The organism is Lysinibacillus mangiferihumi (assembly GCF_003049665.1).
GTDB lineage: Bacteria > Bacillota > Bacilli > Bacillales_A > Planococcaceae > Lysinibacillus > Lysinibacillus mangiferihumi.
In genome coordinates this window covers 90,455-116,806 of sequence record NZ_PYWM01000015.1, presented here as the reverse complement: position 1 = coordinate 116,806, position 26,352 = coordinate 90,455, and the positions used below count along the sequence as shown (strand labels likewise).

The 26,352-nt window shown below is 37.3% G+C and carries 20 protein-coding genes and 1 pseudogene; 7 read left to right on the top strand and 14 right to left on the bottom strand.

Annotated elements, in window-relative coordinates:
• Nucleotides 1–718: 718 nt before the first annotated feature.
• Both C9J37_RS15055 and C9J37_RS29555 read left to right on the top strand, forming a co-directional pair.
• Entirely contained in the window at nucleotides 719–1,024 is a 306-nt protein-coding gene (locus C9J37_RS15055; RefSeq protein WP_407656252.1) for a tyrosine-type recombinase/integrase, read from the top strand.
• A gap of 143 nt (nucleotides 1,025–1,167) precedes the next feature.
• Nucleotides 1,168–3,663 (top strand): winged helix-turn-helix domain-containing protein, encoded by a 2,496-nt coding sequence (locus C9J37_RS29555; RefSeq protein ID WP_167397323.1) that lies wholly within the window; start codon nucleotides 1,168–1,170, stop codon nucleotides 3,661–3,663.
• A gap of 151 nt (nucleotides 3,664–3,814) precedes the next feature.
• On the opposite strand, the gene C9J37_RS15045 is transcribed toward C9J37_RS29555, so the two are convergent.
• Entirely contained in the window at nucleotides 3,815–4,423 is a 609-nt protein-coding gene (locus C9J37_RS15045) for a YkwD family sporulation-associated protein (RefSeq protein ID WP_107895984.1), read from the bottom strand.
• A 293-nt stretch (nucleotides 4,424–4,716) separates the two neighbouring features.
• A complete protein-coding gene (locus C9J37_RS15040) occupies nucleotides 4,717–5,208 on the bottom strand; it encodes a transmembrane-type terpene cyclase (protein WP_456085532.1) in 492 nt (163 codons plus the stop codon).
• Between the two features lie 202 nt (nucleotides 5,209–5,410).
• Here C9J37_RS15040 and pgeF point away from each other — a divergent pair, with 202 nt between their 5' ends.
• The gene (gene pgeF, locus C9J37_RS15035) at nucleotides 5,411–6,175 is read left to right on the top strand and encodes a peptidoglycan editing factor PgeF (protein WP_107895982.1); all 765 of its coding nucleotides are present in this window, start codon (nucleotides 5,411–5,413) and stop codon (nucleotides 6,173–6,175) included.
• Nucleotides 6,176–6,568: 393 nt separating this feature from the next.
• On the opposite strand, the gene C9J37_RS15025 is transcribed toward pgeF, so the two are convergent.
• Entirely contained in the window at nucleotides 6,569–7,060 is a 492-nt protein-coding gene (locus tag C9J37_RS15025) for a hypothetical protein (protein ID WP_107895980.1), read from the bottom strand.
• A gap of 579 nt (nucleotides 7,061–7,639) precedes the next feature.
• Between C9J37_RS15025 and C9J37_RS15020 the strand changes: the two are divergent.
• A pseudogene (locus C9J37_RS15020) lies at nucleotides 7,640–7,771 on the top strand (laccase domain-containing protein); the annotation flags it as partial.
• Nucleotides 7,772–7,896: 125 nt separating this feature from the next.
• On the opposite strand, the gene C9J37_RS15015 reads toward C9J37_RS15020, so the two are convergent.
• The 4 genes from C9J37_RS15015 to C9J37_RS15000 form a co-directional block, all read right to left on the bottom strand.
• Nucleotides 7,897–9,009 (bottom strand): Ger(x)C family spore germination protein, encoded by a 1,113-nt coding sequence (locus C9J37_RS15015; RefSeq protein WP_107895978.1) that lies wholly within the window; start codon nucleotides 9,007–9,009, stop codon nucleotides 7,897–7,899.
• The gene (locus C9J37_RS15010) at nucleotides 9,006–10,097 is read right to left on the bottom strand and encodes a GerAB/ArcD/ProY family transporter (protein WP_024364230.1); all 1,092 of its coding nucleotides are present in this window, start codon (nucleotides 10,095–10,097) and stop codon (nucleotides 9,006–9,008) included. Before C9J37_RS15010 ends, C9J37_RS15015 begins: the two co-directional genes overlap by 4 nt.
• 30 nt (nucleotides 10,098–10,127) lie before the next feature.
• Nucleotides 10,128–11,522, bottom strand: a complete 1,395-nt coding sequence (locus C9J37_RS15005) for a spore germination protein (protein ID WP_107895977.1) — start codon at nucleotides 11,520–11,522, stop codon at nucleotides 10,128–10,130.
• 168 nt (nucleotides 11,523–11,690) lie between these two features.
• Entirely contained in the window at nucleotides 11,691–13,064 is a 1,374-nt protein-coding gene (locus C9J37_RS15000) for an amino acid permease (RefSeq protein ID WP_107895976.1), read from the bottom strand.
• A 520-nt stretch (nucleotides 13,065–13,584) separates the two neighbouring features.
• On the opposite strand from C9J37_RS15000, the gene C9J37_RS14995 reads away from it, so the two are divergent.
• Nucleotides 13,585–14,970: a branched-chain amino acid transporter BcaP gene (locus C9J37_RS14995; RefSeq protein WP_107895975.1), complete on the top strand. Its 1,386-nt coding sequence runs from the start codon at nucleotides 13,585–13,587 to the stop codon at nucleotides 14,968–14,970.
• 122 nt (nucleotides 14,971–15,092) lie between these two features.
• Here the strand turns inward: C9J37_RS14995 and C9J37_RS14990 are convergent, their stop codons facing one another.
• The 6 genes from C9J37_RS14990 to C9J37_RS14965 form a co-directional block, all read right to left on the bottom strand.
• Nucleotides 15,093–15,302, bottom strand: a complete 210-nt coding sequence (locus C9J37_RS14990; protein ID WP_069511721.1) for a hypothetical protein — start codon at nucleotides 15,300–15,302, stop codon at nucleotides 15,093–15,095.
• A 56-nt stretch (nucleotides 15,303–15,358) separates the two neighbouring features.
• Entirely contained in the window at nucleotides 15,359–16,843 is a 1,485-nt protein-coding gene (locus tag C9J37_RS14985) for an NCS1 family transporter (RefSeq protein ID WP_107895974.1), read from the bottom strand.
• A 265-nt stretch (nucleotides 16,844–17,108) separates the two neighbouring features.
• Complete coding sequence (gene preA / locus C9J37_RS14980) at nucleotides 17,109–18,371, bottom strand: NAD-dependent dihydropyrimidine dehydrogenase subunit PreA (RefSeq protein WP_107895973.1); 1,263 nt, start codon at nucleotides 18,369–18,371, stop codon at nucleotides 17,109–17,111.
• Nucleotides 18,372–18,384: 13 nt separating this feature from the next.
• Complete coding sequence (locus C9J37_RS14975) at nucleotides 18,385–19,752, bottom strand: NAD(P)-dependent oxidoreductase (protein ID WP_107895972.1); 1,368 nt, start codon at nucleotides 19,750–19,752, stop codon at nucleotides 18,385–18,387.
• Nucleotides 19,753–19,952: 200 nt separating this feature from the next.
• Nucleotides 19,953–21,353 carry a dihydropyrimidinase gene (hydA, locus tag C9J37_RS14970; protein ID WP_107895971.1) on the bottom strand — a complete coding sequence of 467 codons (1,401 nt, stop codon included), beginning with the start codon at nucleotides 21,351–21,353 and terminating at the stop codon, nucleotides 19,953–19,955.
• Nucleotides 21,354–21,488: 135 nt separating this feature from the next.
• Nucleotides 21,489–22,733, bottom strand: a complete 1,245-nt coding sequence (locus C9J37_RS14965; protein ID WP_107895970.1) for a Zn-dependent hydrolase — start codon at nucleotides 22,731–22,733, stop codon at nucleotides 21,489–21,491.
• Nucleotides 22,734–22,872: 139 nt separating this feature from the next.
• On the opposite strand from C9J37_RS14965, the gene C9J37_RS14960 reads away from it, so the two are divergent.
• Both C9J37_RS14960 and C9J37_RS14955 read left to right on the top strand, forming a co-directional pair.
• Nucleotides 22,873–24,042, top strand: coding sequence for a PucR family transcriptional regulator (locus tag C9J37_RS14960; RefSeq protein ID WP_107895969.1), 1,170 nt, complete (start codon nucleotides 22,873–22,875; stop codon nucleotides 24,040–24,042).
• A gap of 296 nt (nucleotides 24,043–24,338) precedes the next feature.
• Nucleotides 24,339–25,859, top strand: coding sequence for a CoA-acylating methylmalonate-semialdehyde dehydrogenase (locus C9J37_RS14955; protein WP_107895968.1), 1,521 nt, complete (start codon nucleotides 24,339–24,341; stop codon nucleotides 25,857–25,859).
• 84 nt (nucleotides 25,860–25,943) lie between these two features.
• Here C9J37_RS14955 and C9J37_RS14950 read toward each other — a convergent pair whose 3' ends face one another.
• Nucleotides 25,944–26,270 (bottom strand): DUF378 domain-containing protein, encoded by a 327-nt coding sequence (locus C9J37_RS14950; protein ID WP_024364242.1) that lies wholly within the window; start codon nucleotides 26,268–26,270, stop codon nucleotides 25,944–25,946.
• Nucleotides 26,271–26,352 lie beyond the last annotated feature (82 nt).

The window sequence follows — 26,352 nt, the reverse complement described above, 5'->3', positions numbered from 1 at the left end:
TATAATCTTTGGTTTGAACTCTAAATGAAACAACTTTAAAAATTCGATGAATGGAGCGATGAGGTAGAAGAGTTTGAATTAATGATAAGTAAATGATATGGAACATAATTTTCGATATTGTGTTTTAATTCAACTAAAGGTTACCGTTTTTTTAATATCGATCTTCAACAATCGGGCGCTTTTCTGGAGTAACGATAAAAGCCCAATTTCTTTATTTTAATGCGAGAAACTGGGCTTTTTTATATTTACTTATAGCGCAAATTGCCAATTAACTAACTTCATCTATAAATCTCACCAATTTGGTTAATAAAGTGTATCAAGTTACAATCTGTGATGCCCTCCATTACACTTCATTTAAAACAGAGATAACCTTTGTTGTTCCAATTCCTCAGTTTCATTCCTTCTATCTTCCTCATGGTAAGGATTCACATAGAAAATACAATCCACTATGTTTGATGATTCATCCCTAATTAAATTTCCTTTATCCACTTGTTTCTTCAAAGCCAGTAATACATCAAAATATATGAACGGCCTGTGCATTGTGCCTGCAGACAGACATTTATCAAACCCAAAATCATTGGCCATAATACGGCTAATCGCTACGGCACTATGTAGACCGTTCAATACAAGTGAATAGGCTACTTCATCGAAGGTAGCATGATAGCCGAGCTGTGCTTTTACTGACTCAATTAGTTAGCGTCTCTCACCCGTTGCTCTTGTGACAATTTTTCTATACGTTCATTTTCCTGTTGATTCAGTTTCGCATCGTGCCTTTCTCCCTGCTGCTCATATATTAAATGATAATGGTGAACCAAAAATCACTTTTCATGGATTACGTCACACTTATGCAACGATTCTATTAAATAGTTGGCAAAACGTAAAAATCATTGCTGAACGATTAGGAAATACCCCAGCAATGATTTATGAAATTTATGGGCATGTAATGAAAGAGTTGGAAGAGCAGTCGATGGAAGTATTCAGCAGAAGTTTAGCAATCGGTGGGGCTATAACTGGGGCAAATTAATTTAAAAAGCCTTATAAACGTTGATAAATCAATGCTTTTATCATTTATCTAATGATAGGACTATTAACATTCGAAATTATGTTAACGCTTGTAGTAAAATTAATTACATGATTATCCTAAATTTAAAAAATGAGGTAAAAAAGATGTCTACTACACTAGTATCTTCTAAATTAACTATTCCTCTCAATACACCTGATTTGATTGAGCGCAAGCAATTGTTTGATCTTTTACAGAACCAAACTTATAAAAAAGTGACGGTTCTCCGTGCACCAGCAGGGTATGGGAAAACGACTGTTCTAAGTAGTTGGTTCAAATCTAAGAAGGCAACGGTCGCTTGGCTTTCACTTGATGCTGCTGATAATGATCCGATTCGTTTTTGGACTTACGCTGTGCATGCCGTTGCGAAAGCCTATCAATGCCCTATCGATCAAGTGCTTGCACCACTTTTACACACCCAAGACCTAGCAACACTTGAATTTTTTATCAATTCATTTTTGGAGGAGCTCCATGCTTTAGCAAAACCGATTCAAATTGTATTTGATGATTATCATGTAATCGATAATCCGGTAATTCATCAACTTATGACACAATTTATCGAGTACTTACCTTTAGAGATACACGTCTATCTAACGACTCGAACAACCCTAGCCCTCCCTATTGCTAAGTGGCGTGTGAAACAATGGTTACAAGAATTCGATGCGGATCATTTACGCTTTACGTTCCAAGAAACGAAGCAATTTTTTTCCTGCAAACAGGTAACACCACTCAATCAACAATTTTTACAACAAATGTTGGACAAAACGGAAGGATGGGTAGCGGGCCTATTATTAACACGCTTGGCAAATGAACAACAAGTAGACTTATTCGATCATATCGCACAACCGTTTATTTCCGAGTTTCTATGGCAAGAAATCATTCAAAACCTTCCGACAACAACGCAAAAATTTCTTATAAAGACTTCCCTACTGCACGAGCTAGAACCAGCGATATGTGACCAGCTAACAAAGCAGTCAAATAGCCTTGAACTGTTGGAAAGTTTAGAAGCAAAAGGTCTATTTATTATTCGTCTCCAAACAAAAAAGCCTGTTTTTCGCTACCATCATTTGTTTGCCGAAGCTTTACAAGTAGAACTAAATAAACAGTATTCCGTGCAGCAAGTACAGGCTATTGTCCAAGAAGTCTCACATGCTATTTACAATCAAGGAAATTATCATTCTGCCATTGAGCTTGCACTTCAATATGAACAATATAACCTAGCTGCTTTATGGATTGCAGAACATCTTGTCCAGCTATACGCTTCCGGGCAAACGACAACATTCATGCGCTGGTTGCATCAACTTCGAAGTGCTCATTATACCGTTTCTTATGAAATGCTTGTTATCGGCTTTTTAACTTCTATAACAACAATGGACACAAAAATAGCTACTTCTCTAATGGAGGAGCTTGAAATACGACAGCATGTAGAACAATGGATGGCGCAAGAAGAGCATGCTGCAATGGCCTATATATATGAAAGCGCAAAGGCGTACGCCATTGTCGCTTCCGGCGGAAATTTACAATTGGTAGAAGAGATTATGTGCAACCTGCTCGCTAACGGTCCTGCTCCTTCTCGCTGGGATAATGTTCCGATTCCCTATAATATTTTTGAATATAAGATTTCACGTACAAGTATTGGCTCTAAAGGAAAACTGCAACTGTTTGAAGAAGGCGAAGCTGTTAGCAAACTTTTTCGAGAAACAACATTACAAACTGCAAATGTGACAGCATTTAGTTATGGGGTTGCTGCTGAATCTTTATATGAGCGAAGTTTCATAGAAGCAGCCCAAAAAGAGTTGGAAATCGCCATTGCATTAGGTCATCAACATCAAGACCCAGGTTTATATATCCCTATGTATTTACTTAAAGCGAAAATATACGCTCATCAGCAACAGACAAATACAGCCCGTATCATGTTGTCTCAGGTGTTAGAAGATGTTTCGGAAAAACATTGGCAAACGTCGATTCAAATTATGCAAGCCTATTGTTTTATCGTCGATGGAGATAGCCAAAACGCAGAGATGCTCTTACTGGCAACAAAAACAAAGCAACCATTTTGGCAGCTCGTTTATGCTCGTTTATTGTTATTAAAGGACACACCACAGGATGCACTACCAGTAATCATTCAAGTTAAAACAAAGGCACAGCAAGAGGATCAAGTTGCAACGATGATAGAAGCAACAGTACTAGAAGTTATTTGTCAGCATCGTTTAGGAGACACTGCTATTGCATTAGATATTTTACATAAAGTATTGCAATTGGCAGCTAAATACTACTATGTTCGGACATTGGCAGATGAAAAAGAGCTACTCCCCCTTCTAGAGCAATATTTTCAATTAGAATCATTTGCAGCCAAGTGGAATCCCTACCCAGACTATTATTTTAATTATTTACAAAGCTGTACAACCAATGTAGTTCGTCATGAAGTGTTGACACCGCGTGAAAAAGAGGTATTTGATCTGTTAGCCAAGGGTGGAACCAATCGTGAAATTGCTGACATGCTAAATCTATCGGCTGGTACTATTCGCGTTTATTTGTCTACTATTTATCAAAAACTAGGTGTAAAATCGCGTTCACAAGCTATCCTCCTTGCCAAAAAGTAATAAAAAGCAACTAACCGCTCTTGAAAGCTGGTAGTTGCTCTTTTTTGTCAACTTATAGACGACACGCAAAAGCTGCATAATTCATGAATGCACATGCTATATTTTGTCGTAAAAAAGAACTGTTCCACTTTGAGAAACAGTTCTTAATATATTATTTTTGAATAAACATTTGAGACCAATAGTTGCCGTCTTTTACAAAGCCAACTCCGATATGTGTGTAGCTTTTGTTTAAAATATTTGCACGGTGTCCTTCACTATTCATCCACGCATTTACGACTTCAGAAGCTGATTTTTGACCTTTGGCAATATTTTCTCCAGCTGCTTTATACGTTATGCCAAATTTCTTCATCATTGCAAATGGTGAACCATACGTTGGGCTAGTGTGGTCAAAGTAATTTTTATCATGCATATCTTGAGATTTATATTTTGCTACTCGTGATAGCTCCCAATCTTCTTTTAATGCAGGCAGACCTGCTTTCGCTCGTTCCGCATTGACAAGTTTCACTACTTCTTGCTCTACAGAAGCTTGTTCATTCGTTGGAATATTAATTTTTTGACCTATATTTATTTGATTTGGGTTTGCTAGTTGGGGGTTTGCATCTATTAATTCTTGTACACCTGTTTGTGTTTTTACAGCAATTTTCCAAAGAGAATCGCCTGCTACTACTGTATATGAATCAGCGGCCATTGCGCTAATTGGTACTAATAAGGATAGTGATAATACGGATGCCATCGCTACTTTTTTTACTTTTCTAAACATGTAAATCATTCCTTCCTGTTTTGCTCTATATTTATGGTAAATAGATTAGTGAAATAATGCATCACTAAATATTTGGAAGGATTTTTACAGTTGTATGACATTTGAAATAATTGACGAATAGATTACGAGTTTATCAGTGTTTATTCTCAACTTGTCAGTAATAAAATTGAAATATAATTGTAACAGGAATATATTACTACAAGATTTTAAACAGCAAAGGCACCATTTCAGTCATGAACTTCATGATAAATGGAAAACTTCCCGCCCCACATTAATTGTTTGGGTGACTGGCACTAAACAATATTGCACACTGCAATAGACATAGATTGACCTGCCAGACTCCCCCTTGCAAAAAACAAGCCGATAAATAACCCTGACATCATTAAGTTTTGTATAAACGCAGCATATATCCCTTGCATATCATGAAGTTCATGCGAGAGCACCAAAATAACTAAAAAGCTTGTTGCCAATGTAAAAAGGAAAGATGTATAAAAAAGTGTTGTAGACATTGTATTTTTAAATTCTTTGCGCCCATATATTAAATACTGCCACATAATTACAAGGTCAAGGACAAACCAACTAAACGTAATGATTCTTTGAAAATCATTGTGTGGATATATAAACGTAAAGATAAACTCCCATGAAATATTGGCACAAATTGCAACCATCGGCATACCATAATGCTCATCCTGAAAGCCACGTTTTATAATAAATATGTATGTCACTATCCAAAACAGACACATGCCTATTGACAAATTAAGAGAAAGTAGCCTTGATTCATACACACACTCCTTTTTACTTGAATGTTGGTAATGTAACCTCTACTTTGCTACTGTATGATAAGGTATGAATCTATTATGTCTGTTTAAAGAAAGTCCATTTTTTATAAGTAAACACAGTGAGGTCAAATAGCCTGTAACACCAGATACATATTGCATAAGCTATACATTGGCAATCTAATCCGATATAGTTAAACGGGGTGATGATATGAAAACTAAATTTTATTACAACAATAAGCAATTCATAGCAGGAACTACCTTAAAGGACGTTTTGGAACTTGAACAAAATAATATGGCACTACATGTCTGCACAAGTACTGAGGATGTGTTAAGCAATCGAAAGAAATTAGCAGCTTCGTTGCAATGTGATATCAATGATTTTATATGTACTCAACAAACACACAGTGCTAATTTTTATCGTGCAACTGTAGCAGATAAAGGTTTAGGCGCGCTGAGGCAAGATACAGCCATTGCCAATACCGATGCACTCTATACATTTGACCAAGATGTAATGCTTTGTACTTTTACTGCTGATTGTGTACCTGTTATTTTTTATAATGAACGTAGTGGTGTCATCGGTGTCATTCATTCTGGCTGGCAAGGAACAGTCAAGGAAGTGACATTGAAACTTTTCCGTCATTTAATAGAACAAGAGCACTGTAATCCACAGGATTTCCATGTTCAAATTGGCATGGCACTTAGCCAGCAAAAATTTGAGGTTGATGGCGATGTCTATGAACAATTTAATCGTCTAGGCTATGCCGATAATTTTATGTATTTCAATGCTGACACAAACAAGTATCACATTGATAATCAGCAAACTGTGAAAAAGCAATGTGAAATTGCCGGCATTCCGTCACAACAAATTACGATTGATCAAACATGTACGTATCTTAGTGAAGAAGGTTTCTCCTACCGCCAAGACAAAACATGTGGCCGACATGTAAGCTTTATTATGCGAAAATCATTCTAAAAAAAGGCAATTTATCACTTTTTCAAATGATAAATTGCCTTTTTATAGCTTTCAAGCCCAGTAGTGTTAATGATAGTTGTAAACATATACCTGTCTATAGCGGGACTTTCTTCAATTGAGTTTTAGGTATATAATAAATACTTGTGTCTTGCTTATCCTCTTTGAGAACACAAGTCAAAATAACCTTCGCTATTGAAATCAAATTATCTCATCTTTTGTTCCTTCCAAAATATAAAATGAATAAAGTAAAAGTTGCAAATAAGAATACTATAATGGTTGTCGCTCTAGGGAAATAACCATTTTGGACTTGATGAAAAATTTCTATTAATGAAAAAGATAATACACCAAATATGATAAGTATTACTAAAATAAAATGTATCTCTTTTTTATGTTTCATGAAACCCGTAACCCACTCGCTCTTGCTGTCACCCATTCACCTGTTGCACTTGTCGTATATACTATTTTATCATTCTTAATTTCGTTAACAGGCGAAACATGCACAGATGTTTTTGAATAAATCTGTTTACTTAATAAATTTTTCTGGCTTACAAAAATATCATCTTCATTCATATCAATAATTGTTATGAAATATTCGACAAGTTCTTTAGCTACATTATCTATTTTATATTTATTAGTAGTTACAGCTTCATTTTCAATTTGCTCCTCATATAAAAAAAGGTCCCCATTTTCTAGTGTTTTATACACTACTTCTTTATCCGTAAATTTAATAATTTCCAATATGACAAAACTATCATCTTCCAATTCTTCTGAAAGAGGTATAGCAAATGACTTAGCTGGTACAAAAGTTAATGTAACTGTAGTGAATACAACTGTAGTTATGTAAATTATTGAGTTTCTAGCAAAAAAGTAAAATGTTTTTTTCATAGTACCATTTTCCTTCCCCTTTCTTAGAAAATATTCAATAAATTACTTTTTGAATAATCAGTTTTTTTATTTATAAAATAATATACACTCTTTAGTTTTTCAACAATTTTGTATGTTTTTCTTCAATTCTTTTCAAACCCTTTAAACAGCAATTTACTGTATTTATAAATCAGCCACATTAAAACTTTTGCCATTAGCCAATTCCCTTATTAAACTTCAGATCGATATATAAAAAGCCAAAAGCACTCCTTTGTTACATTGCTTAAACTTTCATTAAGTTCCTAGTTTCTACTATTTAAAATGGAGGAAAAACATAATTACGACATTATTACTTACTAAATTAGAATTGCCAGACAACGCACCTGATTTAATTGAACGAAAGCAGTTCAATAATCTTCTACAGCATCATACTTATAAAAAAATGACGATTTTACGTGCACTAGCACTCTATGGGAAAACTACCTTTTTAAGTAGCTGGTTAAAAAATAAAGAAGAGGCTATTGCTTGGGTTTCACTTGATGCTGCCGATAATGATCCCATTCGATATTGGACATACGCGGTGCATGCTGTTGCCAAAGCTTATCAGGCATTCCGTCACAACAAATTACGATTGATCAAACATGTACGTATCTTAGTGAAGAAGGCTTCTCCTACCGTCAAGACAAAACATGTGGCCGACATTTAAGCTTTATTATGCGAAAATCATTCTAAAAAAAAGGCGATTTATCACTTTTTCAAATGATAAATTGCCTTTTTATAGCTTTCAAGCCCAGTAGTGTTAATGATAGTTGTAAACATATACCTATTAATAGTGGCACTTTCTTTACTGAATCAGTTTATTTTAATGTCCCTGTACTAATGATGGATGTTTTCACCTGTACATCAATTGCTACTTTACTAATAATCTCCCGCTTCTTTTCAGTTGTCCATTTTCCGCGATGGTACATTCGGAAATATTCACTAAGACCACTTGGATCTACTTGCCATTCATTGAGTTTATCTAAAAACTTTTTAATATCTTGCTCCAACTCTTTATTCACGTCTTTTTCTAAATCCGCTAAACTTTCTATGGTAAATAAATCATTTTCTCGTGCACCTTTGTATTCACTTAATGTTCCTTTGATTGTTAATGCTATCGTGAGTTTAGGTGAATGCATATTTTTATTGCTCTCAATATGCACATCATTTTCCACTAAGTCAATCAATAACTTTTCTTTGCCATGCCCCTGTTCCATATTAATATCCAATGGCGCAAGATTTTTTTTCCCTTGAATTGCCTGAATAATGAGTGCCTCATTTGGCGTGATCAATTCAATCATCTGGTTACCTTTAAATACAGCAATCCCTTTTATTTCGATTTTGTCACTATTTTTATCAATAAACGGTATAGTAGGATCAAATACCGGATTCGAAATGGTATACATAAAATCATGGATGTTCGTATTAGGATTAAATGCTGTATTAATGCTAGGTTGCAATAAATCGTTTAAATAGAAATTAATATTCGGTTTATCGGGATAATTATATTTCAGCATTTCCTCTCCTTTTTCCTTCACAATGGCGATAAGTACTTTATTACCAACTTCGGCATTTCGGTATAAATGCTGAAGCACTTTTCGAATATTGCCTTGACGTGCGAACTCTTCATTAAACAACACAACGCGTAACTGATTAAAAACAATTTTTTTGTCTGAAAGTTTTTCTATTTCCACAATGCCATTTGAAACAAGCTCCGTAGTCACAGAAAAAGTTTGCGTACTACGTTGCGCTTCAGGTGAATATTGAGGAATGGCGACGGTTAATTTCATACTATCCTTATCAATATAATCAAATGCGATAATGCCCACCATTCCGACATCTTCAAGCGGAACTTTTATTTCTTTTTCCGTACAGGCGGCTAAAACGAATAGTTGGATACAAAGAGTTACATAAAGAAGTTTTCTGCTCATACTTGCACCTGCTTCTTTTTTCGAAGTACATAAACCATCATTAATAATACTGGCCAAAGAATTAACATATAGCCAACATAATTGGCACTTGTAAATAATTTATCTTGAAATTCTCTGGAAGATGGCATTTTTACAACAAAGAAAATAATCGCAACTAAGATGTACAAATAAACATTACTTTTTTTAGATACTAAAGTCTCTACCCCTTTTTTTGCACACCATAAATAGGCAGCCACTGTCGATAAAATTAAAAAAACCCATAATGTAATGCCAAAAATATCAATTCTCTCAATAAACGAAAACTCTCCAGCTTTAAACAAGTTTAGTACTGAAAATTCCACATATTCTAGCTGCCATTCAGAATAATACATAACACTAATCGCTGTCGTAATAAAACAAAGTAAGATACTAATCCAAATGCCAATTAACGAATGACGGAATGCTTTTTTCTGATCGACAATGTAGGGAAAATAAAACATGACTAATTCATAACCTAGAACTGATAAATACCCTCTTTTTAATGCCTCATAAAAGTCATTTACACTAAAAAAATTAAATAGAGGTAAAAAGTGACTCATATCGCCCTTTTCAAATGCCCAATGTGTAAAATATAGAAAACCTATCGTTAGAAAAAATGTCATGATACAAAAACGGGCAATTGATTTAATGCCTCCACTGACAATATAAATAAGCAATAATAAAAAACAAAAAACAGGTCCCGTAATGGTTTGTTCTTGAAGAGCAGTACTTTGAATTAGATGCATATAATTACTAATAATACCTGCAATAAAAACGAGAAATTGAATAACGAAAAAAAGATTGATACATTTCCCTAACCATTTACCTAGTAGGATTTCATTGATACGAAATAGGTTGTCATTTGGAAATTTAGAATTAATCCAAATCATTGGGTAAAGTGTAACACTTGCAATCACACCAAAAATCAATGGCATCAATGCTTGGCTATAGCCTAAAGAACTAAGTTGCTGAGGCAGGGAGAGAATACCAGTACCAATCATGACGCTTTGTGCTAAAAACACAACATGATATGCATTTAATAACTTTTTCTTGCTCTTACCTGTACTCAACTAAAACCACCTCAAATGCTACAAAAGCTGTTATTTTTTTTGTGCTCTAGAAATACCCTTCTTAGTTTTTAAATATTTGGTTGGAAATCGAATAATACTATCGAATAAATCACTGGCATTACGAGGAACAACCGGTGACATATACGGTGTTCCTAATGAATTTAATCGTAATAAATGAGCAAATAGCCATGCAAATGCTAGCATTAATCCGTATAACCCAAACAGACCAGCAGACAAAATAAAAATATAACGAATAAATCTACTTGTATTACTCAATAAAAAGATCGGTGGTAAAAATGACAGTAAGGCAGATGTCGCAACCAATACAATTAGAATATTACTAAGCAATCCCGCTTCAACAGCTGCTGTACCGATCACGATACCTCCAACGATACCAATCGTTTGACCAACTTTAGCAGGCATTCGCGAACCTGCTTCACGCAGCACTTCAATAATTAATTCAATAAACAATACTTCTATTAGTGGCGGAAATGGAACTTTACTTCTGGATTCCTGAAGATTTAACAAAAGCTCATAAGGTAATACTTCAGGATGAAATGTTAAAGCAGAGATATACATCGGCGTAATCATAATGGTTAGGAAAAAGCCAAAAAATCGAAGCATTCGTAATAATGAGGCTGTTGTCCAACGGTTATAATAATCTTCGACCGAAACAAACATTTCAAAAAAGGATGTAGGACAAACAATCGCAGCCTGACTATTGTCCATAAAAATCACGATTCTTCCATCAATAAGATACTGACTAACACTATCTGGTCGTACGCTCATATAATGCTGTGGGAAAGGAGATAACGGATTATCTTCAATCAGTTGCTTGAGCTCTGATATATCTGTAAAAAAAGGGAATTGTATTTGATTGATTCGCTCTCGCAGCGTGTCTAAATTTTCTTTATTTACGATATTGTCTATATATAAAATTGAAATTTTAATATTGGTTTCCGTTCCTACAGTGCGTGTTTCATTTTTTAACATTGGATTTTGAATCCGTCTTTTTACTAATGAAATATTGGTCTCTAATGATTCAGTAAAAGCATCTTGTGGTCCAATAACTGTTGACTCTGTTTCTGTATTTGTAATCGAACGTGTAGGGGCACTATAGGTGTCAATCACTCGTAGTTGCGCTGTTTTATGAAAAAACAATAAGGTTTGGCCTGCATCTAATTTTTGCAAAATCAAATCCACATCATCTAATTCTAATGCTTCAGATACTTGAAAAATTTGATTAACATGGTTCGCTAACGGTATGAAAACCATCGATTGTAATGTCATTTTCTCGATAAGAGAAGAGAAATAGATAATTGTAGCATCTCCTACATCCGTAACCATCTCTTTTATAACGACATCATCAATTTCTTGAACCTTGTCCTTTATCTGGTCAATTACTTGCTGTTCTCTTTCTTCCATGCCATTCCAACCCCCGTTAAACGCCTGTATGTATCATGGACACAACATATTTCTTTATGTAGCTTATCCCTTTTTTGAATAACTATGTATGAAACCTCTCTAAAAAAATCTTGATTCTACTATAAAAAAAGGATGTATCTCAAATTAAAGAGATACATCCTTTTTCGATTATTTAGTACGCTTGTCAGCAGGTCTTTCTTTTCCAATACCAAACACATAATAACTAAGTGTTACAAGTATCAGGAAAGCAATCCCTACAATTAACGAAACACGCGTATCCTCATTAAACCACATACCGATAAGCACCATAACTAAAAACGCGATGGTTGCGTAGTTTGTCAAAGGAGCTAAAGGCGTTTTAAATGGGTGGTTTTCCATTTGCGCTGCTTTTACTTTTCTAAACCGAATTTGACTAATTAAAATAATAAACCAAGGAATCATCCCAGGAAGTACGCTGGCACTATAAACATAAACAAATAGGTTTTCTGGTGCAATATAACTTAAAATAACACCAACGACTAACCCAACTAATACGCCAGCAGTACCTAAAATGGGAACACCGTTATTTGAAATCTTTGCAAAAAACTTAGGTGCTTGACCATTCATAGCAAGTGTATAAAGCATACGTCCCGCACTGTAAATACCACTATTACAGCCACTCATAGCTGCTGTAATTACGACAAAGTTAATAATACCAGCCGCTGCCGTAATCCCTACCTTAGCAAAAGTAGCAACAAACGGACTACCAATCGTTCCTAACTCATCCCACGGGTAAACCGTTACAATAACAAAAATCGCACCGATATAGAAAATTAAAATGCGCCAAATAATACTTTGGATAGCATTGGTAATGGTTTTTTGCGGATTTTTTGCTTCTCCAGCCGTAATCCCGATAAGCTCTACCCCTTGGTAAGCCGCCACGACTAAAGATAATGCAAAGAAGAAACCTGTCCAACCACCTGTGAAGAAGCCACCATGTGACCACAGATTGGATAAACCGATTGGCATACCGTCATTTCCAAACCCAAAGAAAATAAGGCCAACACCAGCCACAATCATAAGCACAATTGTGACGATCTTAATCATTGCAAACCAAAATTCGAATTCCCCAAATGATTTAACAGAAATAAAGTTTGCTACACCTAGTATAACCATAGCAATTAACCCAGGAATCCATGCTGGTAAATCAGGATACCAATATTGCATATATGTTCCGACTGCTATAATTTCAGACATCCCAACGATAACCCACTGAAACCAGTTACTCCACGCAGTTAAATAACCCGCCAATGGGTGAATATATTTATAACCGAATGTTGCAAAAGATCCAGTACTTGGCTCTACATAGAGCATCTCACCCATAGCTCGCATGATGAAAAATATAAAAATGCCCGAGATAGCATATGCAAGGAGCACGGATGGCCCAGTCCACTGGATAGCGCTAGCGGAACCCATAAATAGGCCTACACCAATCGTACCACCTAGAGCGATCATTTGAATATGTCGCGCCTCCAGCCCTCTCTTTAATTCTTTGTTTGCCACTTGAATACGCCTCTTTCTATCTTAATATAAGAACGATAAATTACTTTATAAATAATAATAAATTCTTCTCAAAAACACAAATGTATTTTTAGGAAAAACAATATTTTTTAAATTTTAATATAATAAATACACGATTTAATACCCTCTTTGAAAACAGTTTTACCTAGACACTACTAAAGAAGTCAACAATCCATATGTATCAAGTTATAAGCACATAATAAATGTTCTATAGAAACAGACATTCTTAAAATTACTACCTGCTTTTCCCATGTATAACGCACGCTCAATTACTATATTAGTAGCGTAATAATATCGTTAAAATTCCTTCTCTTTTTAACGGTATTAATATTTCGGAATATTCATAATTATCATTTTTATACTAAAAACCTTCTTTCTTTTCTTTAGATTTTAATATTTCTTAAAATTCGACCAATTTCACTTCGAATTCGTAAAAATAATTGACCTGAATGTCAAAAAAGTATAAGATTTTTACATATTTCTAAGAAAAAGAGGCTTTCATGTGAGAAATTTATTATTTAGAAGAAAAAATATAGCGGATTTATTGAAAAAGGAAGGAACCATTCAGCTCAAACAATCGTTAGGTGCTTTTGACCTGATTTTGCTTGGGGTTGGCGCAATTGTTGGCACAGGGATATTTATCTTGCCTGGAACGGTGTCAGCTACCCATGCAGGGCCAGGAATTGTTTTTTCATTTATCATAGCCGCTATTGTTTGTGCATTAGCAGGTATGTGCTATTCTGAGTTTGCTTCAAGCGTACCTGTCACAGGGAGTGCCTATACGTATGGCTACATTGTATTTGGCGAAATCGTTGCTTGGCTAGTTGGCTGGGCACTGTTATTAGAGTATGGATTAGCCGTTGCAGCGGTCGCAACTGGATGGTCATCGTATTTAAGTGCGCTCCTTGCTGGCTTTAATATATCGCTGCCAACAGCAATCTCAGGGTCATTTAACCCTGCCGTTGGTACGTATATCAATTTACCTGCCATCGTTATTATTTTTGCCACAGCCTTTTTCTTAATGCTAGGCATAAAAGAATCCACTCGATTAAATTCCATTATGGTCTTTTTGAAAGTGGGCGTCATTTTACTATTTATTGGCGTTGGTGTATTTTACGTGGAACCCACAAATTGGCAACCGTTTCTACCATTTGGCGTAAGTGGTGTATTAAGTGGCGCTGCCCTTGTATTTTTCGCTTATCTTGGATTTGATGCTGTTTCATCAGCAGCTGAAGAAGTAAAAAATCCCCAACGTAATATGCCAATAGGTATTATTGGCTCCTTATTAATATGTACAGTTCTTTATGTTGTTGTTTCACTTGTATTAACAGGTATGGTGCCCTACACTGATTTAAACGTTAGTGATCCGGTCAGCTATGTTATGCAACTTGTTCATCAAGACTGGATTGCGGGTATTATTTCCCTTGGTGCAGTAGTCGGTATGATGACGGTTATCCTTGTCATGTCCTATGGAGGGACACGCTTGCTATATGCTTTAGGTCGTGATGGTTTACTGCCAAAAAGTATGGCTGAACTGAGTCCTAAGTTTAAAACCCCTGTAAAGAACACTTGGGTATTCGCTATCCTTGTAGCCTTTTGCGCTGGCTTTGTCCCGTTATCAAAGCTTACGGAACTTGTCAATATGGGGACGCTAGTAGCTTTCACAATCGTTTCGATAGGCGTCATTTATTTACGCAAAAACAAAAATATTCCATCAGGTGGTTTTAAAGTACCGTTCTTCCCTGTACTACCGATTCTGTCATTCTTGATGTGCTTATTTTTAATTTCCCAGCTATCTATTCATACATGGATTGCTTGTGGACTTTGGTTTGTATTCGGTTTAATAGTGTACTTTGTATATGGCCGAAAGCATAGCACGATGAATTAAATGCGTGCCAGTCACTCAAACAATTTGCAAACAATTTAAAAGCTGTGTTGCCCTTGTGGAAACGCACAAAACGTAAGCCGCAACAATCTGCGTGGTAGCAGAGGTTGCGGTTTACGCAATAGCTATTGCAATAAGGTTTGTTCCTGAAGTTTTGCGGCGAAATATTTGCGGGCATCCGCTGTAAGAATTTGCAAATGTACAACTTCTTCCTGCCGTGCAAACTCTACAAACATGCCACTTAAGTTTTCATAGACATATTGTATTTTAAAGCCGCTGTCTAAAAAGTCATCAACTTTCTTTATTTCTTCCGTACTTTGTAAAAAATCTGACATGCGCTCACCCCTTCTCTCTACTAATCAGCACCTTTTATTTCTAAAAGTGGTTCCGTTTAATCTACTGTCTCCACGTCATCTGAGCCACCTGTGGGCTGTGGCATCCAATCTTGCCCAAAAAGTTCATCCAAGTTATGACCAACTGTAATCCCTAAATACTTCGCATCACTTGGATCTTCTAATTCAGCTTGAGGATACTTTTTAAACCACCAGTACTTCGCTAACACATAGTAAACCAACGCTCCAACGATAAAACCAACTAGTGATGAATAAGCAGAGAAAATATTTGCAATAACACCGCCGATAACCCAAGCGATTAAGCCAGCTAAATTAAAGCCATTCATATATTTGAATTGACCGTTTAGCTCATACAAATCTTTGACATTGATGCGTCGTTTTCGAATTAAATAATAATCTGCGTATAAAATACCAACAATGGCTGTTAAAATACCACCTATAATTAAGAGCGCATTGACTAAAACATTAAATAAGCTCCATGGCTGTGCAAGAATTCCTATTACACCCGCAATTACAACGCCAACCCAGAACGGTACTTTTGGGCCGCCAATATTAGAGAAAATAGTAGCTGCTGGAATCACATTAGCAGAAGTATTCGTTGACCATTGTGCTAAAACAATCATTAATAATAAAATTCCAAGTATCAAGCCACTTGCACTTTGCTGTAATGCATTGATTGGATCTGCAGATGCTACAGCCATATAACAAACGGCGCCTATTGTAACGATAAATGTATTGGTGATGGGCATGACAATTAAAGAACCGACTAACTGGGTTTTGTTCCGTTTAAACCAGTTGCGCTCATTTTTTGGTGCTTTAAAGAAGCGAGACAATGATGGCATATCAGCGGCTAACGTAGCCCAGAATCCCATATTTGCCATGATAACAATCATAAAGGCTGTAAAAGCCGCTACACCCGTAGTTGGCGTCTCAACCCAAGACCACACATCTTTGCCTTGTGTTGTGGCCGCATCTGCTAATGTTATATACATCCAGCAGGAAATTAAAATAATAATGGGCGCCGCTAAATCTGCAAATCGCTCAATTGATTTAATACCTAACGAAGTATTAAGTAATTGTAGGGCAGCAAAGACTAGAAAACATAGAAACCAATTATTAAAACCAAAAAGTAAATTGAGAATGCCATTGATAGCCAGAGCTCCGAAATAGGTGTTTATACCAAACCAACAGGCTGCTGTCACGCCTCGCACTAACGATGGAATATGTGTTCCAAATGTACCGAATGGAGCACGCATATATACAGGAAAGGATAAGCCATGCTCAATCCCGATATCACCAATTAATGTCATAAATACACCGATTAAACAAGAGCCAATCAATGTAGCTAAAATAACCATTGGCAAAGGTAAACTCATAATAGCAGAACCACCAATTGCAAATGCGGCTAGTACAATAGCCATTCCTATCCAAATGACTGCAAAACCGAATGTTCCAATATTTCTTTGTTGATGTGTCACTGGAAGTAAATCAGGGGATTTCAAATAATTCCTGTCATGTTCCATACATTTCGCTCCTTTTTGAATAGATTATGCATCGGCACAAGGAATCCGAATAACGTTCGTACCATGTACTGACAGCATGCATTTATCCAGACATCGAATCATTATCCCCTGAAATCTAGCATTTTGTTCCAGTTAGCTCTTACATGGGGAAAATGCTCTACTGAATAAACGAGATTTCCGTGACAACTCCATGAGGCTTTCCTCCCTTTTCGAAATCATTCGTAGGAAGGTGGAAAAACAGTTAATCATTACACAGTTGAACCTTTTATTTAGATAGACTATTCATTAACAATTGACGCTCATTCCAAGTCATTGGCGCAATAGCGGATTGTCTTTCGACCATGGATATTGCTCCATCAACCGGACAGACAATCGAACATAAATTACACCCAACGCAATCTTCTTCGCGAACCTTTAGCATTGGCTGCCCATTTTCCGTATACAAATCGATGCATTGATGGGACGTATCTTCACACGCAATATGACACTTATTACAGTTAATACATACATCATTATTGATTTCTGCAACAATTTTATAGTTTAAATCTAGATTGCCCCAGTCTGAATAACGAGGCACCGAGCGACCAACTAATTCCTTTACCGATGCAATTCCCTTATCATCTAAATAATGATTTAGTCCATCAATCATATCTTCGACAATACTAAATCCGTGGTGCATGGCTGCTGTACAAACTTGCACACCAGTTGCACCCATTAACATAAACTCTGCTGCATCTTGCCAATTGGAAATACCACCTATACCCGATATCGGAACCTGAATGTGAGGATTACGAGCACACTCTGCTACCATATTGAGTGCGATCGGCTTAACTGCTGGACCACAATAGCCGCCATGAGCACCTTTACCTGCAACATGAGGTATCGTATTCCATGTATCTAAATCAACACCTGCCAAGCTGTTGATTGTATTAATCATACTAATAGCGTCCGCTCCGCCTCTTGTCGCCGCTTCTGCTGTTACTGTTATATCCGTTATATTTGGCGTTAGTTTCACAATAACTGGCGTACGTGCTACTTCCTTCACCCAATACGTTTGCTTTTCCACCAATTCAGGTACTTGACCAGAGGCGGAGCCCATTCCTCGTTCTGCCATGCCATGTGGACAACCAAAGTTAAGCTCAAGACCATCTACCCCCACATCTTCTACGCGTTTGACAATTTCATGCCACTTTTCTTGCTTTGGTTCTACCATAAGGGAAGCAATAATGGCGTGATGAGGATACCTTTTTTTCGTTTCATAAATCTCTTTTAAATTTACCTCCAACGGGCGATCGGTTATTAATTCAATGTTATTAAAACCTGCCACACGTTGCCCGTTATAACTAACCGCTGCAAAACGTGAAGAAACATTTAAAATCGGTTCACCCAATGTTTTCCAAACTGCCCCACCCCATCCTGCTTCAAATGCACGCTGCACTTGATAGCCTGAGTTCGTAGGTGGTGCGGATGCGAGCCAAAATGGATTGGGTGATTTTATCCCCGCTAAATCTATTCGTAAATCTGCCATGTCACTGCCCCCCTTATGCAATCTCGCTTGGTTTTCTTAAACGTTCATGAATCTTATAAGCAGCATCTTTTCCTTGTTGAACCGCTGTTACAACCATTGCCTCTCCTTGTCCGTTGCCAAAAACAACATCCCCACATGCAAACACTTTTTTATTCGATGTTTGCATCGTCGTTTCATCAATATCAACAACGCCATTTGTATGCTGTAAGCCAAATGCTTCAATTAATGACACAAAACGCGTTTGACCAATTGCTTTAATAACTGCATCCACCTTTAAAATAAAATTGGATCCTGCAACCTCTTCTGGTCTTTGACGACCATCTGCTCCTACCTCACCGAGCTTCATGTGAACGCATTCAATGCCAATCACTTCACCTGCATCATTGCCGATGATTTTTTTCGGCGCTGTTAACCATTGAAACTCCACGCCATCTTGCTTGGCAAATTCAAATTCAAATTTGTATGCGGTCATTTCTTTTTGCGTTCTTCTATAAAGTATTTTCACATTATCCGCACCTAATCGCACGGCACAAGTAGCACCATCAATTGCGGTATTCCCAGCACCAATAACTGCAACACGTTTCCCTACTAAATCAGTTGGAAGCGCTCCCACTTTTGTTTGTTTTACAAATTCAATGGCATCATGCACGCCTAACAGACCTTCTCCTTCAATGCCCAGATGTGGCACAGCCCCCATACCAACTGCTAAAATGACACTGTCATATTGTGCTAATATTTCTTCTGCAGAAATGTCGCTACCTACTGTCGTATTTGTTTGAATGTTCACACCGAGTTTGACAATTTGCTCGACTTCCCAATCCGCTACCTCATTTGGTAAGCGAAACGACACGATACCATAGCTTCCTAAACCACCTGCCTTTGCTTCAGCCTCATAGATTGTGACACTATAGCCAAACCGACTAAGCTCACGCGCCGCCGAAAGACCAGCTGGACCCGCTCCAATAATGGCTACTTTCAGTCCATTGCTTTCGCCTTTCTTAAATAGCTGTGCACCTGTCTCCATCGCCCAATCTGTCGCATAACGCTGTAGTTCTCCGATTTTTATTGGCTTTGTTGAGGAATTTAACACACATGCCCCTTCACAGAGCTCTTCTGTTGGACAAACTCTTGCACAACTTGCCCCAATTGGGTTTGCTTCTAATATAGTAGTGGCAGAACCCTTCATATTCCCTGATGCAATTTTTTTTATGAAATTTGGGATTTGAATGCTTGTTGGACAAGCTTTAATACAGGGTGCATCATAACAATAAAGGCAACGATTTGCTTCTTCCAGTGCCTCATTTTTTGTCATTCGACTTGTTAACTCAACAAAATTACGCTGAAGTAGCTTGGTCATTGCATGCTCTTGCATCGGAACCATTTCCACATCCCCCTCATGTGTTCTTGTTGAACTTGCCATTGTTTAATAGCCGATTGTTTTGTTCTCCAGTCAAAACAATCGGCCATGTATTACCTATTGCTAATTACACTTTGCATCATTGTTTAAATCCTGCTTGAAAGGTGCTACATTGAATGTGTGACAACAGTGTTGAAGCCACACGGAATATTTGCAAAAACAAGTTAGATTTTTATCGTTTCCGCAGTCGTTTTCAGTTGGCGTTTGATATAGCGACCACTGCCTAGTACACCAACAAATTCTTTCTCTTTAATAACATATTCCCCACGGACAAGCACAGTAACCGGTTCACCAGTCACTTCCCAACCTTCATATGGATTGTAGTCCACATTCATATGGTGGGTTTTTGCTGAAATTTCGCGTTTTACATTAGGATCAAAAATCACGATATCTGCGTCAGAACCTATAGCAATTGTCCCTTTTTGTGGAAACAGACCAAAAACTTTTGCAGCATTTGTAGCAATCATATCCACAAATTCATTGACTGTTATTTTCCCTTTGGCAACCCCTTCTGAATATAAAATACTAAAGCGATCTTCAATAAACGGTCCACCGTTCGGAATTTTAGAAAAATCATTTAACCCTAATTGCTTTTTGCCGTTAAAACTAAACGAGCATTGATCTGAACCAATTGTTTGTAATTGCTTCGCTTTTAAGGCATTCCATAAATGCTCCTGATGGTATTTCGGACGAAGTGGCGGTGACCATACATATTTCGCCCCTTCAAAGCCTGGTTGTGCTAAAGCAGACTGGTCTAATGTTAAATAAGGTGGACATGTTTCGCCGTAGACGTTATAGCCTTTTTCACGCGCTGCGATAATCTCGTCTACCGCTTCTTTACAAGTTACATGGACCACATAAAGCGTCGCACCTGCTATATGCGCTAGTTCAATGGCACGTTTTGTGGCTTCTCCCTCTAATTGTGCTGGACGCGTAAGTGCATGATAAATCGGTTCTTTATGTCCCGCACGTCTTGCCTCTTCGACAAGCTCATCGATAACTGAGCCATTTTCACAGTGCACCATAACAATAGCACCAACATCTTTTGCAATTTTGAACGCTTTAAAAAGCGTGCGATCTGTCGCTTGGAATTCTTTTGCATAGGCCATAAAAACCTTTACAGAAGTAATTCCTTCTTGCTCTAGTAACACAGGTAATTCCGCTTCTGTCTGTGGTGTTAAATCGCCAATCATTAAATGGAATCCATAATCAATTGCAGATTTCCCTTTTGCTTTTTCATGCCATTTTGCAACAGCAGTAGAAAGTTTCTCTTCACCTGCTGTTAAACAAAAGTCTAAAATCGTTGTGGTGCCGCCAAACGCAGCCGCTATCGTACCCGATTTCCAATCATCGTCTGTTACTGTATTATTAAAAGGCATATCTAAATGGGTGTGCGGATCAATTCCTCCTGGCATTACGTATTTACCAGTAGCATCAATGATTTCCGCACCTGCAACAGATAAATTTTTACCTATCTGTACAATGATTCCGTTCTCAATAAGAATATCTGCTTCGTAGACATCTGAAGCAGTTGCGATTCTTCCACCTTGAATGATTTTTTTCATACTATCCTACCTTTCGTGGTCGATATTCAAGTAAACTATTTTCACTTTCTTCTTTTAACTTGATTCATTGCAGCATCACTTTGGCAGCTTTCTAGTTAGTAATAGAGACGTAACAATCATGATAAATTTCAAATTTTAATGTAAGCTGTACGTTTGCCCCATACTGTATTTTGTTTGCATCGTTAATACTGTTTCGAGGAGAATATCTGCTCCCTTTGCGCAATCTTCAAATGAAGTTTCTTCCTCCTCGCAATGACTCTTCCCATTAATACTCGGTACGAAAATCATTGCTGAAGGTATCATCGTGGCTATATATTGCGCATCGTGCCCTGCTCCGCTAAACATTCGATGAGAGGTATAGCCAAATCGTTGGCAAGATTTTTCGATTTCATCACAAATTTGTCGATCAAATAATACTGTGTCTCTTCCCCACAGTTTCACAGGTTCTATACGACACCCTTTGTCTTCTGTAGGCAAGTTTTTCAATACTTCCTCGACCTTTTGCATAATAGCAGGATTTTGATGCCGTGAATCAATTGTAAACGTCACTTTATTTGGTATAACGGTATGAATATTAGGTAAAACATGCATCCGCCCAAAGGTAAATACTAGTTGCTCATCAATCTTGCCAAGCTGTTCATGTAAAAATACCATTGTTTTTGCGGCAACAATCATCGGGTCTTGGCGCATTGCCATCGGTGTTGTTCCTGCATGATTGGATTGGCCTGTAAAGGTAATTTCATAACAAACCATTCCTAGTACCCCTTCAACAACACCTATCTCCATTTGCTTTGCTTCTAAAACGGGCCCTTGTTCGATATGGAGTTCAATATAAGCAAGGGCTTCCTTTAAGCGATGTTGTTGCTCACCCTCATAACCACTAGCTTGGAGTGCAGCTTGAAAAGTCATGCCATTGTTATCGACAGACTGTAGCATTTGGGCTTTTTCAAATTTTGCAGCAATGACGCCTGAGCTCATCATCGCCGGATCAAAGCGAGCCCCTTCTTCATTCGTAAAATTCACAATCATTAATGGCACATCTAACTCTATTTCATTGTCCTTTAATGTTCGAATTGCTTCCAAGGCTGTTAACACACCTAAAACACCATCAAACTTTCCACCCTTTTCAACTGAATCTAAATGAGAGCCCATAACAATTGGCGGAACTTCTTTTTTGCCTGGTAGTATCGCATAGATATTGGCCATATCATCTACTTTGATTTCCATCCCTAATTCTTCACAACACTTACAAAAATAATTTCTAGCTAAAATATCTTCTTTCGAAAGAGATAAACGCGTGACACCACCGTTTAAAGTAGCTCCAAACTGACTAAATTGTTCAATCGAATCTTGCAATCGTCTACTATTACATTTATACATATGCAAGTCCTCTCTTTCACAGTAGTTACTAAACATTCTAAAATAGATAAATTTTATGAGATATGGATATAACACTAAAAAAATATGTGCATCTGCACATGATATATGGTAAGTTATGTTCATAATAAGGGGGGAAACGATGGGAACGATTCGCAAAATTGTGGAGGGAGTTCAATTCCCTATGCTTACATTAGTAGCTGGACATAGTGGTTTACATCGAAGAGTTACAGGTATTAACGTAGTAGAGAGCATTGATTTAATTATGTTTTGTCGGCCAAATGAATTGGTCGTCACGACAGGTATTAACTTATCACAGCAGGAAGATTCCTTAGAACAACTCGTACAGTTAGCTTATAGCAAAAAAGTAGCAGGATTTATTATCAATATCGGCCCTTATATTTCTGCCATTCCTGAATCTATCATCGCTTTTGCTAACGAGCATGATTTCCCTGTTTTTCAAATGCCTTGGCATTGCCGCGTAGCTGATTTATTAAAAACTACTTTTCAATTTATAGCTAACCATCATCAAGAACATTCCATTGAAGAAAAGGTACTTTTCAATTTACTTTTTCACTCCAAAAAACAGATGGATACGACGAAAGTACAACTGGCGCAACTTGGATTCCCACACGGGAGAGAACTTGCTATCATCACTTGCACAACAATAGGTACACAATCTAGCATTGACCGCTATGAAGTGATGATCCAATTTGCCTTTCAACATCGTTATAAACGCTTTTTAAAACTAAAACATAAAAATCACCTCATTTTTTTAATTGACCGAGCGCAAATTAATACACCGAACATCCCCTTCTCAAAAGTAGTTGAAGAAATCTATGAAAAAATCAAACAAAAAAATGGCTTTCTCGATATCATTATTGGCAAAGGAAACTTTCAAAAAGAACATGAAAATATACGTAAAAGCTATGAAGAATCGTTAACCGTTATCCAATTAGCACAGCTTCATAACAATCGTTTTTTGTACAAATATAAAGATATCGGTGCCTACCAAATTATTATGGCCGTACAAAACCAGCCATTAATGCAATCCTTTAGCCATGATATTCTAGGTCAATTACGACGATATGATGAACTGCACAATACGGATTATGTAACATTTTTACGCATATTCCTCGAAGAAAATGGAAGTACAAGTAAAATTTCCGAACGGCAATTTATTCACCGTAATACGGTTCTATATAAAATCAAAAAAATAGAATCACTGCTAGATATGGATTTAACAAATTCATTTACCAAAACCAATCTCTACTTAGCATTTTTAATTGAAGATGTCTTAACACATCAATAATGAATGAGATACTAAGTCCATACACCTCGTTTTATATATCAGAATTTTCGATTAATAGATAACCCTTCTAAATTATTTTTCCTATTCATATAAAGTATTATTGACGTAGCCTTTAAACGTCATAGATTATCCCCATCTGTTGCTATAAGGGAAGTTGCGACAATAGGGTACTAGCAAAGTTAAACAGATAAAGCATAACAAAACTACTTATTCGTCGCATCGTTTTTACAATGAATAGAGTCATAATACCTTATGTAATGTTTTTAGTGCATATAAACGAAGGAGGAATAATGAGGATGGTAACGAATACAGACGTAAAAGAATTAGGGCATTTTATTAATGGCACCGTAGTGGCGGGTCAAAGCGGGCGCTTTTCTAATGTCTATAACCCGAGTACAGGAGCTGTCATTGCCCATGTCCCACTTGCTACAAAGGAGGAGGTTCAACAGGCAATCGCTACTGCTCAAAATGCCTTTCCAGCTTGGCGCGCACTTTCAGTTGGCAAACGGGCGGAGATTGTACTGAAGTTTCGACAATTACTAACAGCACGTATGGATGAATTAATTGACATGATTTGTACTGAAAGTGGCAAAACGATTGAGGATGCTAAGGGTGAAATTATACGCGGTTTAGAGTCAGTGGATTTGGCAATTAATGCTCCTCATTTAGTTAAAGGGGAATATTCGGTCAATGTAGGCGGAAACATTAATGCCTATTCTACAAAAGCGCCCCTTGGCGTTGTAGCGGCAATTTCTCCTTTTAACTTCCCAGTGATGGTGCCACTTGCCATTACAAGCATGGCAGTTGCAGTAGGAAATGCCGTTATTTTAAAACCGTCTGAACGTGTTCCTTGCTCTGCCCTCTTGCTTTCAGAGCTGTGGAAGGAAGCTGGCTTGCCTGATGGGATTTGGACGGTCATCAATGGTGATAAAGAGACGGTAAACGAATTATTAGAAAATCCTTCTGTTGAAGCGATTTCTTTTGTCGGATCAACACCAGTTGCTGAATATATTTACGCAACAGGCTCAAAATATGGAAAACGAGTAACAGCATTAGGTGGTGGTAAAAACAATATGGTGGTCATGCCTGATGCCGATTTGGAACAAGCTGCAAATGCCTTTTTAGGGGCGGCATATGGGGCGGCTTCTCAACGTTGTATGGCGATTTCGACAATTATTCCAGTCGGTGATACAACAGCTAACAAGCTTGTTAAAATATTAGCCGATAAAATTGCCAATTTAAAAGTAGGCCCTTACACGGATCCAGAAGTAGATTTTGGTCCTGTTATTACACAACAATCGAAGGACTCTATCATCGGCTTTATCGATCGCAGTCTTCAAGAAGGTGCTACAATCGTGTGCGATGGTCGCCAACCAGACATCTCAAAAAACTCTAAAGGATTTTACTTAGGGCCAACTCTATTGGATAACGTCAAGCCAGGGATGGAAATTTACGAACAGGAAGTATTTGGACCTGCACGAAATGTCGTACGTGTACAAACATTGGAAGAGGCGATAAGCTTAATTAATAACCATGAGTTAGGAAATGGCGTCACGATTTTTACAAATAATGGTGCTGCTGCGCGTAAATTCACTTCTGAAATAGAAGTTGGGATGGTAGGCGTTAACGTACCTATTCCAATTCCCGTTGGCTACCATAATTTTGGTGGCTGGAAACGTTCAAAATTTGGCGAAGGTCATATGTTTGGGCCAGACCAAGTACGCTTCTTTACAAAGGCTAAAACAATTTCCGAAAAATGGTTTGAGGATACGAACGAGTCTGCATCCTCTTTTGCCTTCCCAAGTAATAACGACTAATAGGAGGAGCCGTTTCATTTTTTTGAGGCGGCTTCTTGTTATTAAAAAACTGACGCACCCAAAGGGCCATCAGTTTTAAAAAGCTTACATTTTTTTATTTCCTGAATCCTTTTTCTTCGCTTTTGGCACGTCTGTAAAATCGGCTTCTTCCCCAGCTTCCATACCATAACTCGGATTGTTGTGAATACGAGTATGTGCATCGAAGTCTTCTTCCTCATCTAAACGCTTCATAAGGATTGGGATTGATATAAGCCCAGCAATTCCGACAAGTGCATAAATCCATCTCGACAATACGGCTGTTTGACCGCCAAATAAATATGCGACTAAATCAAATCTAAAAAATCCTATTAGTCCCCAGTTAATTGCACCAATAATTACGAGAACTAAGGCAATCCTATATACTACACCCATTTGTAGCACCTCCTTCCTTCTGTTGTTGTGTGAAGCAACCATTGTATGGTAAAGACAAACCTTTACCATTCTCAAAGGCAAC

What these genes read in the sequence shown, in the direction of transcription:
- C9J37_RS15045 (WP_107895984.1), bottom strand. Translation starts at nt 4,423, where the DNA reads ATGTTTAGAAAAGTAAAAAAAGTAGCGATGGCATCCGTATTATCACTA.
- C9J37_RS14990 (WP_069511721.1), bottom strand. Translation starts at nt 15,302, where the DNA reads ATGTCAGATTTTTTACAAAGTACGGAAGAAATAAAGAAAGTTGATGAC.
- C9J37_RS14955 (WP_107895968.1), top strand. Translation starts at nt 24,339, where the DNA reads ATGGTAACGAATACAGACGTAAAAGAATTAGGGCATTTTATTAATGGC.
- C9J37_RS15025 (WP_107895980.1), bottom strand. Translation starts at nt 7,060, where the DNA reads ATGAAAAAAACATTTTACTTTTTTGCTAGAAACTCAATAATTTACATA.
- preA (WP_107895973.1), bottom strand. Translation starts at nt 18,371, where the DNA reads ATGGCAGATTTACGAATAGATTTAGCGGGGATAAAATCACCCAATCCA.
- C9J37_RS14965 (WP_107895970.1), bottom strand. Translation starts at nt 22,733, where the DNA reads ATGTATAAATGTAATAGTAGACGATTGCAAGATTCGATTGAACAATTT.
- C9J37_RS15015 (WP_107895978.1), bottom strand. Translation starts at nt 9,009, where the DNA reads ATGAGCAGAAAACTTCTTTATGTAACTCTTTGTATCCAACTATTCGTT.
- C9J37_RS14975 (WP_107895972.1), bottom strand. Translation starts at nt 19,752, where the DNA reads ATGGTTCCGATGCAAGAGCATGCAATGACCAAGCTACTTCAGCGTAAT.
- hydA (WP_107895971.1), bottom strand. Translation starts at nt 21,353, where the DNA reads ATGAAAAAAATCATTCAAGGTGGAAGAATCGCAACTGCTTCAGATGTC.
- C9J37_RS29555 (WP_167397323.1), top strand. Translation starts at nt 1,168, where the DNA reads ATGTCTACTACACTAGTATCTTCTAAATTAACTATTCCTCTCAATACA.
- C9J37_RS14960 (WP_107895969.1), top strand. Translation starts at nt 22,873, where the DNA reads ATGGGAACGATTCGCAAAATTGTGGAGGGAGTTCAATTCCCTATGCTT.
- C9J37_RS14985 (WP_107895974.1), bottom strand. Translation starts at nt 16,843, where the DNA reads ATGGAACATGACAGGAATTATTTGAAATCCCCTGATTTACTTCCAGTG.
- C9J37_RS14950 (WP_024364242.1), bottom strand. Translation starts at nt 26,270, where the DNA reads ATGGGTGTAGTATATAGGATTGCCTTAGTTCTCGTAATTATTGGTGCA.
- C9J37_RS15005 (WP_107895977.1), bottom strand. Translation starts at nt 11,522, where the DNA reads ATGGAAGAAAGAGAACAGCAAGTAATTGACCAGATAAAGGACAAGGTT.
- pgeF (WP_107895982.1), top strand. Translation starts at nt 5,411, where the DNA reads ATGAAAACTAAATTTTATTACAACAATAAGCAATTCATAGCAGGAACT.